Source organism: Agarivorans sp. QJM3NY_33, from assembly GCF_050870865.2.
Classification (GTDB): Bacteria; Pseudomonadota; Gammaproteobacteria; order Enterobacterales; family Celerinatantimonadaceae; genus Agarivorans.
The window spans coordinates 2,418,261-2,431,695 of the sequence record NZ_CP194039.2; the positions used below are offsets into that span (position 1 = coordinate 2,418,261).

The window sequence follows — 13,435 nt, forward strand, 5'->3', positions numbered from 1 at the left end:
GCTTGCAGCAAGTTTCTAGCAGGTATCTAACCCTCGCCAAGCAAATTTCAGCCTTGCTTGATAGAGATTTACCCTATATTTCTAATTTGGCTAATTTTTCGGCCTTGTTATGGATGGAGTTAGAGCATATTAATTGGGTCGGCTGCTATCTCATTAATCAAAGCAACGACACATTGTTGTTAGGTCCTTTTCAAGGAAAACCAGCTTGTAGCTCCATTGTTGTGGGCAAAGGTGTCTGCGGAGAAGCCTTCGCCAAACAAAGCTCTATCTGTGTTCCCGACGTCCACCAGTTTCCCGGCCATATTGCTTGTGATGGCGCAAGCGCGTCGGAAATCGTGGTCCCGTTTCATCTAAATGGTCGACTGATAGGAGTGATTGATATCGATAGCCCACAGCTTTCACGATTCGACGATTCTGATCAAATTGGTATCGAGTATTTAGTTAAAGAGCTAGAAAATAACTTATCAGAAGTGCATTTTTAATGGCTTTTCAATATACCCTCACTATAATAGCCGAAATCAGCCCTATCGCTGTACCAGTAAAGATGTATAAGAAAGGTCATCATGGAACAAACTAATAAACTGAAAAATAGTAAAGAAGTTATTCAATATTTAGCGACTCAATTTCCGCTTTGTTTTTCGACGGAAGGTGAAGCTAAGCCACTTAAAATTGGTATTTTTCAGGATTTAGCTGAACGTCTTAAAGAAGATGAAAAAATCAGTAATACCGTATTGCGCTCAGCTTTACGTCAATACACTTCAAGTTGGCGTTACTTACATGGCGTGAAGGTGGGCTCCAAACGAGTTGACCTAGACGGCGTTGAAGGTGCAGAGATTGAGCAAGAGCATGTTGAACATGCACAAAAAACCTTAAAAGAGAGTAAAGATAAAGCCTTTGCTCACAAAAAGGCGCAAGCAGAAAAAGCTAACAAAGCTAAATTGGCTGAGCGTAAGGCAAAAGCTGATGTAAAACGCAACGAGAAACCCAAAGCCAGTGTTAGTAAACCTGCGGTAGAGAAAAAACCAATCGAGAAAATTGATAGTAAAGATTTGGTTGCAGGCAAAGAAGTGAGGGTATTAGTTGGTCAGACTCCTATGCCTGGGCAGATTTCCGAAGTCAGTAAAGATGGCATTGCGGTCACGCTTAAAAGCGGTATGTTAGTAAAAGTGAAAGCTGAGCATATCGTTGCATAAATTAATTTAGTAGTGAGATAGGTGCCTATGAAATATTCGAGCCGTCTTTGGCTGTTTTTTTTAACACTCTGTTATTCAACATTTTTGTTAGCTCAAACGGCTAATTTAAGCGAAGAAGCTTTACCGACATTAAGTCAGCAAAGTCAACATGCTACAGCGGCTAAAAGGATAAGTGCGCTCTACTCTCGCTCGCATTACCGTAGTATTCCCTTTGACGATGAATTATCGAGTGAGATTTTCGATAAATACATTCAACAACTTGATTACAATCGTAGCTTGTTTCTAAAAGAAGATATTGCTCGTTTTGAACGTTATCGTTATGTTTTAGACCAAGATATTCCAGCTGGCCGTTTGGAACCGCTTTACTCTATTTTTGACTTGTCGCTAAAACGTCGTTATCAGCAATTAGTATATTCGTTGCAGGTGATTGACGAGCAAATGGATTTTAGTAAAGACGAACAGTTTCAATTTGACCGTAGCAAGGCAGATTGGCCAAAAGATCAAGCTGAAGTCAAGGAACTATGGCGATTAAAAGTTAAGTACGATGCACTAAGCCTTAAATTGGCGGGGCGTGACCACGATAAAATCGTCGAGATTTTAGCAAAACGTTATAACAGCGCGATTAAACGTCTGGTACAAACCTCGAGTGAAGATGTTTTTCAAACTGCAATGAATGCTTATTCTCGCAGTATCGAACCTCACACTAGTTATCTTTCTCCCCGTACCGCCGAACGCTTTCAAATGGAGATGAACTTATCTTTAGAAGGGATTGGGGCAGTACTACAGGGCGAAGATGAATACACCATTATTCGTAGTTTGGTTCCCGGAGGCCCTGCGGCGCTGAGTAACCAATTAGGGCCAGACGATAAAATTGTTGGTGTAGCACAAGGCGAAGGCGAATTTGTTGATATTATCGGTTGGCGTTTAGATGATGTTGTCGATCTTATCAAAGGACCTAAAGGAACTACGGTTCGCTTAGAAATATTATCTTCTCATGGCAAGGTCGACGGTAAAACTAAAATTGTTGGCATCGTTCGCGATAAAGTTCGTCTGGAAGATCGCGCCGCTAAAAGTGAAGTATTAGAGATTGAAGGAAAGAAAGTAGGGGTACTGAATGTCCCTAGTTTTTACGTTAATCTGAGCAAGGACGCGAGCAAAGAACTGGCTAAACTAGCAGAGCAAAATATTAGCTCTTTAGTGGTTGATCTTCGCGGTAATGGCGGAGGCGCGTTGACCGAAGCCACTGCGTTAACTGGTTTATTTATCCCGCAAGGTCCGGTGGTTCAAGTTCGAGACCAATTGGGACGAATTAGTGTCAATAGCGATACCAGTAACCATGTGAATTACGATGGCCCAATGGTTATTTTAATCGATCGTTATAGCGCGTCAGCGTCTGAGATTTTTGCTGCGGCACTGCAAGATTACGGCCGAGCAATTATTGTGGGCGAACAAAGCTATGGTAAAGGTACTGTGCAACAGCATCGTGGTTTAGGCCGTATTTATGATTTATATGAAAACGAACTTGGCCATGTACAATATACAATTGCTAAGTTTTATCGAATTAATGGCGGCAGTACTCAACATCGAGGTGTGATCCCTGACATTGCTTACCCGGTGGCATTGTTGCCGGAAGAAACCGGAGAAAGCTTAGAGAAAAATGCCTTACCTTGGGATAAGATCAAACCTGCGGAATATAAAGTATTGAGTAATATTCATCCGTATATTGCGACTCTTGAGAAGAAGCATTTAGCGAGAATCAGTCATGATCCTGAGTTTCAGTATATTATTAATGATATTGCCGATTTTCGAAAAGATAAGGATATGGTTGAGATTAGTCTCAACGAGAAAACTCGAGTCGCCCAACGCGATGACAAAGAACAGAAGCAGTTAGTTCGATTAAATGAGCGCTTGACTCGTTTGGGTAAAAAGCCAGTTAAAAGTTTAGATGATGCACCAAAGGATTTTGAAATTGATGACGCTTTTTTAGATGAAGCTGCAGAAATTTCTTTAGACTATTTGGCGCTCAGCAAGAACAGTTAAATATGTAATCCACCTAAAAAAAAGCCAGCTTTTACGCTGGCTTTTGTGTTGATGACAAGCGCTTAATCAGAGAATACAGGGCTAGCCAATATGGATTGTTGCAGCTTTTTAACTTCTATAATTTTGACCTGAATAATATCGCCAATTTTATAATGGTAGCTATCACTTGAGATGGAGCCCATTTCATTATCTATTTTTAGCTCTTCAGCTGATTTAGCTAATTTCCCCTTAGCAATAAACGCAGTGGCTCCACTATCAAGTAAGCGAACATTTAAGCCCCCTCGATTCACATTCGTAATTTCTGCATCTAAGCTGGTTGTGGCAGCTTGTTCACTGAAATATTCACAGTAGAGATAGTTGGCCATTTCTCTTTCTGCAAATTTCTGTTTTTTGCGACAATCGCTTAAATGTTCAGTGAGGGCCTCGGTTAAAGGTGAGTCAACTTGGTCACCTCTAATTGCTGCTTTAATCAATCGATGATTCAGCAAATCACTGTATTTTCGAATTGGTGACGTCCAGGTCGCGTATTTGGCTTCACCTAAGCCAAAGTGGGCTTGACACTGCGCACTATAAACACTGAAGTTGAAGTGACGCTTTACTAATTGATCTAAAGTCTTATTCCCCGATTGACTAATCTTTCTACGTAATTCACAGAAATAATCCAAGTCATCCAATCGTGTACTGTCGACGCTAAACTCAAACTTTTTCAGTAGTTCAACCAGGCCTTCCAGTTTTTCAACTTTAAAACCAGAATGGCAGGTAAACACCCCGTGACCGAGTCGTTCATCAAGCAATCGTCCACCACATATGTTGGCAGCCACCATCGCTTCTTCCACCATTCGATTAGCACAGCGCCGTGATTGACGAAGGATATCGATGACTTGCCCTTTATGGTCCAGAACAAATTCATAATCAGCCTGATCACCAAATACTGAACGATGTGCAGCGCGCCAATGATAACGTTGTTCGCTAAGTTGATGAAGCTGGCTTAGTGCTTGCTGCAAATCTTCTAAACCATCAAACGTTCCGGTTTCATTTTCTATAAAATCGGAAACTTGTTGGTAGTTAAGACGATATTTAGATTCCACAGTCGCCAGATAAAACGTGGCATCATCAAGTAATTCACCGTCCAAGCTAATATTCATTTCACAGACTAAAGCGGGGCGCTGCTGGTCCGCGTGCAATGAGCATTTTTCGTTGGCTAATTGATTTGGCATCATCGGCACAGTACGAGCAGGCAAATACAACGTAAAAGCACGCTTTGCTGCAGCGGCTTCCAACTCACTCTCTGGGTTGAAATATGCACTGGGGTCTGCGATAGCTACCTTAAGACACCAGCCATTGTCGTGACGCTGAATCGCAATCGCGTCGTCCATATCCTTGGTACTTTCACCATCAATGGTGAAAAATAGCTCATCGACTACGTTACGGCGTGCCTCTTGAGGATCAATGAGTTCAAGTGGCTCTGTAAGATCAGGTTGATCCCAAACTAAACCATGTTTTAGCGTGGTTGCTTTCCAGCGCGCAAAATTGTCATCACTATCGGCAATAAATTCAATGATCTCGACTTGAAACTGCTTATCTCTCAGTGCGTGTTTCAACAAACGAGCGATTACCCAGTCTCCTTGCTTGATGGTGAAATCACTACCTTTCTTCACCCTTGCACTCAAGGCTTGATTAATCAGTGGATGATCAACGATCACCTTAGTGCGATTATCAACAAACTTGATCCGTGCAACAAAGCTGTCTAGTGCTGCTTCCACTAAAGTTTCTGGCTCAGCGGCTTCTTTGCCATTATTTTCACGGATTGCGGCCTTGATTCGGTCACCATGAATCAGCTGCTTCATCGAAGGAGGCGAAATAAAATAACTTTTTTTATTATCGGTTTGTAGAAAACCAAAATTCTTATCGGTGGCTTTCACCACGCCTTCAACCGTGGGAATGGTCTCTCTAATTTGCTGTTTCAGCTGGGCTAATAGAGGGTTATCTTTAAGCATAAAGGGATCCGTCATACATTGTGCAGGCACTATACCCAAAGGTTTCTAGCTATTCTAGAGAAACAGTACTGGTTTGTTGGCTTTCCCGCGAGTTACACTTACTAATACGATGTCAACTAAATGGATTGTAGATGAGTAAAGACAAGCAAAAACACCAACAGCGCCAACAAAAAATAAAGGAAAACGTTGATGCTAAAGTTGAACAAGCGCAAATAGAACGCGGCTTACTACTGGTGATTACCGGAAACGGCAAGGGAAAATCCACTGGCGGATTTGGCAATGTCACCCGCGCTGTAGGCCATGGTTTTAAGGCGGTAGTCGCTCAATTTATTAAAGGCGGTTGGGACTGCGGTGAACGCGAGTTGCTTAGTCAACATGGTGTAGAATTTGCGACGATGGCGACTGGTTTCACTTGGGAAACGCAAAATCGCGACTTAGATCGCCAAGCGGCCGAGGAAGTATGGCTGCGTTGTAAACAGTGGCTGACAGATCCGTCCATTTACCTGGTTTTGCTGGATGAGCTCACCTATATGTTGAGCTACGACTACTTGGATGTTGATGAGGTTGTTGAAGCTATTGCGCAGCGTCCAAGAGAACAAACAGTTGTTGTGACTGGACGAGCTTGTCATCGAAAACTCTTGGAAATTGCCGACACCATATCAGAAGTAAAAAGTCAGAAACATGCCTTCGAAAATGGCATCAAAGCACGTAAAGGGATTGACTGGTAGATATTCAATCATCAATTATTTGCGCGAAATGATATTGAGCACTCATCAAAATATAAATTAAAATACTATAAGTTGAGTTAGATTGAGAATTTATTTCTCAATCGTTCTCTTTTATTAGCTAAATCAGCCAGTTTTTTCTAGTGAGTCGAGGTTAACATGGTTTATCAGTTAATCAGTTGGATAGCTTTATGCACCAGTGGCAAGCTTACATAAACCTCGTTCAGTCTCAAGTTGTACCCGCTTTGGGTTGCACCGAACCAGTTACAGTCGCTTTGGCCAGCGCGAAAGCAAGACAAATTCTTGGTGCCACACCAGATAACCTTAAAGTTAAAGTCACGCCCAATCTCTATAAAAATGGGATGGGTGTTATGGTTCCAGGCACAGGTAAAGCTGGTCTTGCCATTGCTGCTGCGGCAGGAGCTTGTACAGGGAATGCCGATAAGGGTTTGGAGGTACTGGCTGATATCTCCAGTGCCGCCTTAGCTGAAGCGAACCAGATGCTCGTGCAAAAACGTGTCAAGATTGAGATGATTTCTCATCCAGATGTATTGTATACCGTTGTCCAAGCTGGTCTTGGTGAGTCTTTGGTTGAAGTGTGTATTGCGCAATCACATACTCATTTTGAATATATCGAAGTAAACGGTCAGCGGAGCCCGCAAGTGACGGACAATGCTTGTGGTGAGCATTTAGCGGTACCACCTTTGCCATTATTAACGCTGTCTGAGATCTATACATTTGTAACTCAGGTCCCGCTTAATCAAATCATATTTATAAAACGTGCCGCGGAATTAAATCGAGCGTTGGCCAGCATTGGGATGACCGGAGAGTATGGGCTAGCCTTAGGAGCAAGTTTACAGCAACAAATTACTCAGGGCTTATTGAGCGATGATTTAATGGGGCGAGCCATGCGTTTGGGAGCCGCTGCGTCAGATGCTCGCATGGGGGGCGCACCACATGCTGCGATGAGTAACTCCGGTAGCGGTAATCAAGGAATAGCAGCGACCATGCCTATTATTGCTTTTGCCGAATTACGCCAACTTAGTGACGAGCAATTTACCCGAGCGCTGATGCTAAGCCACCTCGTTGCCATCTACGTTAAATCCAAACAAAACAAACTGTCGGCCTTATGTGCCGCTACCACTGCATCTATGGGCGCAGCGGCAGGATTAACTTGGTTGTTGGGCGGAGACCTTGCCGCAATTCATCGGGCAATTAATGCCATGGTAGGGGACATTTCGGGTGTATTTTGTGATGGTGCGAAGGCTGGTTGTGCAATGAAAGTCTCGACGGGCGCGGGGAGTGCAGTTAAATCAGCTATTTTGGCAGTCTCGGGAAATACGGTGAGTGCGCAACAAGGGATCGTATTTGATTCCGCTGATGATAGTATTCAACAACTGGGGTTCTTGTCCAAAACCGCAATGTTGCCCACCGATGAAGCAATTATTGCAACCATGCAACATAAACAATTTTAGTTGAATACCAAACTGAGTTTATCCATAGCCAACTGAACCTTCTCTTTATCGTTAGGATTTTGTTTATGCACTAAGCTCAGTTCGAAAGGGTAGCTATATTCCGCTGGTTTTATCAGCCGTATCAACTCTGTTTCTAAATAACCCTTCAGCTCACTCAAAGGCAGATAACCAATATAAGCACCCGAGAGGATCAAGGCCACACGGCTATCAAACTGATAGCCTTTTGCACCAAAATTTAAGGCTTGTAGCTGCGCTCTTCCCATTGGGTTTAGCTCGATGCCGGGATGGATGGCGGCATGCTTGGAGAGTTCTTCGTTATCAATATTACCATCATTCATCGCATATAATTCCGATTGTTCGCTGGCGCATAAATATAAGGATTCACTAAAGACTACTTGGCTCGTCAGCCCATCAATACTTCGATAAGCCGGATAAAAGCCAATGTGAGCCCTATTATTGATAAGGGCAGCTTCAATATTAGCGACCGTATCCATGTTCAGGCAGATACATAAGCTAGGCGCCTGCTGTTTAATTAAGGCAATGGCTTTTCCAATTTTTTGAATACTCAAGCGATCAAGGAGATCGGAGTACAGTATAATTAGCTCACCGGTGAGTGCTTTGCCAAGGTTGTCGACGAGGGCACTAAATTCACTAATACTTGAAAATAGCCTTAAGCAAGCCTGATAAACCGTTTGCCCACGCTCGGTTAAAGCAAAACCACTGCGGCCTCGTACGCAGAGCCGCATATTCATGCGGCTCTCTAAGCTAGACATGTGGACACTAATGGTGGAACGGGTAATACCTAAGGCATTTTCTGCGGCAGCAAATCCGCCGTGTTCAACTACCGCTTTAAATACCCGCAATAGACGTAAATCGTATTCGCTGAGTTGTTTGCCATTATTTGGATCGAGCATAGTTTTATCTACTTCAAACTTTAGTTTTATTGTTTGATATTTAACATTGTTTTTACTTGGTATTCAATAACGCTAAATTGTTATTTCAACTTCGTACATGAGGCCAGAGCCATGGATAGAATCATCGACCAACAATTAGTTCGTCATCAGTCTTACATTAACGGCCAATGGATGGCTAGCGAACAGCAGTTTTCTGTATATAACCCGGCCAATCAACAAGCAATAGCTCAAGTAGACGATGCTGGAATTCAAGGCGTGGAGAGTGCGATTGCTGCCGCCAAGGCTGCCTTTAAAGCTTGGTCTAATATGGCAGCTGCTGAGCGAGCAAAACTATTACGTAGCTGGTATCAGCTGATGTTGGAGCATCAAGACGATCTTGCCGCTATTTTAACCCTTGAACAGGGTAAACCTTTGGCCGAAGCCAAAGGTGAAATAGCCTATGGCGCTTCGTACATTGATTGGTTCGCCGAAGAAGGTAAACGTTGTTATGGAGACGTGATACCCGGTCCCGCCTCAGATAAACGGATTGTCGTGATCAAACAGGCGGTTGGAGTTGTGGCGGCGGTCACTCCATGGAACTTTCCAAATGCAATGATTGCTCGTAAGGCGGCTGCGGCACTGGCGGCGGGTTGTACCTTTGTGGTTCGTCCTGCCCAACTCACGCCTTTATCAGCGCTGGCTATGGCCGAATTAGCCGACCGAGCAGGTATCCCCAAAGGTGTATTTAACGTGGTGGTTGGTGAAGATGCGCGCGGTATGGGGCGGGTGCTAACCGAAAGTCCAGATGTTGCCAAATTCACCTTTACTGGATCAACCGCGGTGGGTAAACAACTGATCGCACAATGTGCCAGTACGGTGAAAAAAGTATCGATGGAACTAGGAGGTAATGCCCCCTTCATTGTATTTGATGACGCAGATTTAGATGCTGCTATTCAAGGTGCTCTTGCGTCAAAATACCGTAATGCAGGGCAAACCTGTGTGTGCGCCAATCGATTCTTGGTACAAAAAGGTGTTTATCAGGCCTTTAGCGAGAAATTGGCCCATGCTTTAAGTCAACTGAAGGTTGCTGATGGCTTGAGTGAAGCAGCTGTCATCGGTCCAATGATCAGTGAACAAGCGAAACAAGAAGTACACAAACTGGTGACTGACTCGGTTGCGGTTGGTGCCAAGATCCTGTGTGGCGGTGAAGAGCATCCAGCCGGAAAACAATTTTATAGTCCAACAATTATGACTCATGTTAGTAATGACATGCCGATTGCCGCGAATGAAATTTTCGGCCCAGTCGCGCCCTTAATTATGTTTGAAGATGAAGCACAAGCAATCGCACTGGCTAATGATACCGAATATGGTTTAGCGGCGTATTTTTATACACGAGATATTGGTCGCGTTTGGCGTGTTGGCGAAGCGCTTGAATATGGCATGGTCGGCGTCAATGAGGGGATCATTTCTAATGCTGCGGCTCCTTTTGGGGGGGTTAAACAGTCCGGTAACGGACGCGAAGGCTCGCATTACGGCTTAGACGATTACATGGAAATTAAATATTTGTGTTTAGGTGGCTTAAACGCCTAGTTTAGAGGAACTCAGCAATGTCTAATCAATTACTACAACAACGAAAACAAGCGGTATTCGCTCGGGGTCAAGGTAACGCCTATCCAGTGTTTGTCGATAAGGCACTTAACGCCGAAGTCTGGGATGTAGAAGGCAATCGCTACATTGATTTTGCCACCGGGATCGCGGTATGTAATACCGGTCATTCGAATCCGGCGGTAGTCGCTGCAGTGAAACAACAACTGGATAGGTTCAGTCATACTTGCGTGATGGTTAATCCCTATGAAAGTGCTGTCGCCTTAGCCGAAAAGTTAGTCGAAATTGCTCCTGGCGAGAGTGAGAAAAAAGCGATTTTTGTCACCACTGGTGCTGAAGCAGTAGAAAATGCAGTCAAAATTGCTCGGGCATCTACCGGACGTCGTGGCGTGATTGCCTTTAACGGCGGTTTCCACGGAAGAACCAATCTCACAATGGCGCTGACCGGTAAAATTACGCCATATAAACATCTATTTGGTCCTTTCGCTGGCGATATCTATCATGTGCCTTTTCCGATGGCTGCCCATGGAGTGACCACCGAAGACACTTTAAAAGCGCTGGAAAATCTGTTTAAGGTAGATATTGGCCCACAAGACGTGGCGGCTATCATTATCGAACCAATACAAGGCGAGGGAGGTTTCTATCCTGCGCCTCATGCTTTATTGCAATCATTAAGAGCGCTCTGTGATGAGCATGGCATCGTCTTAATTTTGGATGAAATTCAAACTGGCTTTGGTCGTACTGGTAAGATGTTCTGTTGTGAAGATAGCGGCATTGAACCGGATCTCATCACCATGGCCAAGGGCATTGCTGGCGGTTTCCCGCTTTCTGCAGTGGTTGGTAAGAGCCATATCATGGATGCACCTTTACCTGGCGGTTTAGGCGGGACTTATGGTGGTTCTCCCGTTGCTTGTGCAGCAGGCTTGGCGGTTCTGGAACAAATTGAACAACAACAGCTAGTTAGTCGTGCGCAAATGATTGGTCTGCGTTTTAATGAACACTTGATGCAATTGAAAGCTGACTATCCTCAGTTAATTGGTGAAATTCGTATCTCTGGGGCGATGATCGCTTTAGAACTGATCTGTGATGGCGATCCAGAGTTGGCCAACACCAGTCTGACACAAAAGCTCATTGCTAAAGCAGCCGAGTTTGGTTTGATCTTGCTTGCATGTGGTTACTACGGAAATGTGCTTCGTTTCTTACCTGCGCTTACCATTGAAGACGAAATTGTTGACGAGGGCATGGCTAAGTTTACCCAGTTGTTTCAAGCCGCTGCCGAGTAGCGCATCTCAGCATTATATACTGTTGCCAGTCATTCTCATTAAGCGAACCATTTGGTTCGCTTTTTTTAGGGTTGATAAATCCTATCGCAATGCTGTAGAGAATGAGTTAAAGCAGCGTTAAGTCTTGGTTATTTTCATCACAATAGTCGCCTAGAGTGAGCTTATTCGCTTGCTTAACTCACGGGATGATTGCGAGGTATTTACTTAGAATGCTAAGCTGCACCACACGCCGCGATTAAAATACGTTATCTCTAACCCAAAATGAACCACGCCACACCCATAGCAGCTAGAGTTTTAAGGAAGCTACATGCCAAACCCCGTTCAAAATAGCCCCAGTACCTTATTTGTATTATGTCGTTGGCTATTATTGTTAATTCCAATGGCTTTAGTAGTTGGGTCTCTGAATGCCTTGTTTTTGTGGCTGTTGGACTTTGCGAGCCGAACTAGAGCCGACCAGCCCTACTTATTATACTTTTTGCCAATTGCTGGCTTAGTGGTGGTATTTATCTACCGACGGTTTGGTAAAAACTCGGAATCGGGAAACAATCTCATTATCGATGAAATTCATCAACCAGGTGCTGGGATCCCTGCGCGGATGGCCCCCTTAGTTTTACTTTCTACGGTCGTCACCCACCTGTTTGGTGGCTCTGCCGGACGCGAGGGCACCGCAATACAAATTGGTGGCGCTTGCAGTGCGGCTTATGGTCGATTATTTAAGTTACAAGGGCGAGACTATCAAGTCTTTCTCGCTGCCGGTGTCGCTGCCGGTTTTTCTGCTTTATTTAGTACTCCTTTAGCCGCCACTATCTTTGCTCTAGAAGTATTGGCAGTGGGTCGGATCCGCTTCGACTCCGTTATCCCAGCACTATTTGCCGCAATTTTAGCTGACTTGGTTTGTACCGCCTGGGGCACACCACACACTCAATATAAAGTCGATTTTTTAGAACAGGTGATGTTATTTCATCATATAGTTCATATTGATCTGCTGTTATTAGCGAAAGTTGTGGTTGCCTCAATGGCCTTTGGTTTGGTCGGATATTTGTTTGGCGAAATGGTGTTTATGTTTAAAGACATTTTTAAATTTGTCTTTAAAAACCCTTATCTCATCGCTGTGATGGGAGGCATTATTGTGATTGTTTTAGTGACTCTGATAGGTAATCAAGATTATGTTGGCTTGGGCGTGAATAGCTATCGCGAAGGCGGAGTCAGCATCATTAGCGCTTTTAGTCCAGGTGGCGCTGAATGGTACAGCTGGATGTTAAAATTATTGCTTACCGCTATCACCCTTGCTGCCGGCTTTAAGGGTGGCGAAGTTACACCACTATTTTTCATTGGTGCGACCTTAGGCAATACGCTTGCTTGGCTAATGGGGGCTCCAATTGATTTGTTCGCCGCGATTGGATTTATTGCGGTATTTGCCGCAGCCACCAATACGCCTTTAGCTTGTACCATCATGGGGGTCGAGTTATTTGGCTCAGAACACTTGATGTATTTTGCGGTCGCCTGTTTTGTTGCCTACTATTTTAGTGGGCATACGGGGATCTATTCTTCACAACGGATAGCGGTGCCCAAATCTGCCAACTTTAACGCCCATGCCAAAACGCTAGGAGAGTTGAGAAATACCGGTAACTATTTGGCGAAATGGTTTAAAAAACGGGGGGAATAAGATGTGGCACTCAACCGTGGTTCGACTGTGCTGGGCGACTGCTTTTAGTGTTGCCCTCATTTGGCCAAACATCAGTTTTGCCTATCCTGGGTCGATGACGACCATGTTACAAAACGACCAACTTAAAGTGACCATAACTTCTAATGTTGACCAGCCTATCCGTTGTCAGTTAGTCGCAGGGCGAGATACCGTATGGATGGAACTGGAGGCAAAACAGGAACATTTTAAATTAGCCAAAGGCTATCGAACCATCGATTTGAGCCTCTATTGTAAGATCATCAAGCAAAAAACCAGAGCCTTACCATGGCGACTGAATCCGAATAATATTCCATTTCCCGCTTGGAACAAGGTGATCTTTCCTGATTAATCAAGTAAAGCCGCTGCTTCTTATCAACACAAATCCGGAGAGGTGATTGGCTTATATGCGATAAAGGTTTTAGCTTACTCATGGGGCGTGCACTATAAAAGCCAAACAAATAACTTAGCGAGGTTTTAATCCACCATATACATACAGGCAAATTCCAAGGCTAAATAATCACTACGGGAAATCTAAATTAT

11 protein-coding genes are annotated in these 13,435 nt (G+C 44.1%); 9 read left to right on the forward strand and 2 right to left on the reverse strand.

Annotated elements, in window-relative coordinates:
* Positions 1–2 precede the first annotated feature (2 nt).
* From ACRRSY_RS10860 to prc, 3 genes are all read left to right on the forward strand, one after another.
* A complete protein-coding gene (locus ACRRSY_RS10860; protein ID WP_432453054.1) occupies positions 3–482 on the forward strand; it encodes a GAF domain-containing protein in 480 nt (159 codons plus the stop codon).
* Positions 483–563: 81 nt separating this feature from the next.
* Positions 564–1,193 carry an RNA chaperone ProQ gene (proQ, locus tag ACRRSY_RS10865; RefSeq protein ID WP_432453055.1) on the forward strand — a complete coding sequence of 210 codons (630 nt, stop codon included), beginning with the start codon at positions 564–566 and terminating at the stop codon, positions 1,191–1,193.
* A 27-nt stretch (positions 1,194–1,220) separates the two neighbouring features.
* Entirely contained in the window at positions 1,221–3,233 is a 2,013-nt protein-coding gene (gene prc / locus ACRRSY_RS10870; protein WP_432453056.1) for a carboxy terminal-processing peptidase, read from the forward strand.
* Positions 3,234–3,295: 62 nt separating this feature from the next.
* Here prc and ACRRSY_RS10875 read toward each other — a convergent pair whose 3' ends face one another.
* Positions 3,296–5,230 carry an exoribonuclease II gene (locus ACRRSY_RS10875; protein WP_432463161.1) on the reverse strand — a complete coding sequence of 645 codons (1,935 nt, stop codon included), beginning with the start codon at positions 5,228–5,230 and terminating at the stop codon, positions 3,296–3,298.
* A gap of 131 nt (positions 5,231–5,361) precedes the next feature.
* Between ACRRSY_RS10875 and cobO the strand changes: the two genes are divergently transcribed.
* A complete protein-coding gene (cobO, locus tag ACRRSY_RS10880) occupies positions 5,362–5,958 on the forward strand; it encodes a cob(I)yrinic acid a,c-diamide adenosyltransferase (RefSeq protein WP_432463162.1) in 597 nt (198 codons plus the stop codon).
* A 188-nt stretch (positions 5,959–6,146) separates the two neighbouring features.
* Positions 6,147–7,430, forward strand: coding sequence for a serine dehydratase subunit alpha family protein (locus ACRRSY_RS10885; protein WP_432463163.1), 1,284 nt, complete (start codon positions 6,147–6,149; stop codon positions 7,428–7,430).
* On the opposite strand, the gene ACRRSY_RS10890 is transcribed toward ACRRSY_RS10885, so the two are convergent.
* Positions 7,427–8,344: a LysR family transcriptional regulator gene (locus ACRRSY_RS10890; protein WP_432453060.1), complete on the reverse strand. Its 918-nt coding sequence runs from the start codon at positions 8,342–8,344 to the stop codon at positions 7,427–7,429. The genes ACRRSY_RS10885 and ACRRSY_RS10890 overlap by 4 nt on opposite strands.
* A gap of 111 nt (positions 8,345–8,455) precedes the next feature.
* On the opposite strand from ACRRSY_RS10890, the gene ACRRSY_RS10895 reads away from it, so the two are divergent.
* From ACRRSY_RS10895 to ACRRSY_RS10910, 4 genes are all read left to right on the forward strand, one after another.
* A complete protein-coding gene (locus ACRRSY_RS10895) occupies positions 8,456–9,913 on the forward strand; it encodes an NAD-dependent succinate-semialdehyde dehydrogenase (RefSeq protein ID WP_432459424.1) in 1,458 nt (485 codons plus the stop codon).
* Positions 9,914–9,930: 17 nt separating this feature from the next.
* Positions 9,931–11,211, forward strand: a complete 1,281-nt coding sequence (gene gabT, locus ACRRSY_RS10900) for a 4-aminobutyrate--2-oxoglutarate transaminase (RefSeq protein WP_432453062.1) — start codon at positions 9,931–9,933, stop codon at positions 11,209–11,211.
* 307 nt (positions 11,212–11,518) lie between these two features.
* Positions 11,519–12,877 (forward strand): voltage-gated chloride channel family protein, encoded by a 1,359-nt coding sequence (locus tag ACRRSY_RS10905; RefSeq protein WP_432453064.1) that lies wholly within the window; start codon positions 11,519–11,521, stop codon positions 12,875–12,877.
* A 1-nt stretch (position 12,878) separates the two neighbouring features.
* The gene (locus ACRRSY_RS10910; protein ID WP_432453065.1) at positions 12,879–13,244 is read left to right on the forward strand and encodes a hypothetical protein; all 366 of its coding nucleotides are present in this window, start codon (positions 12,879–12,881) and stop codon (positions 13,242–13,244) included.
* Positions 13,245–13,435 lie beyond the last annotated feature (191 nt).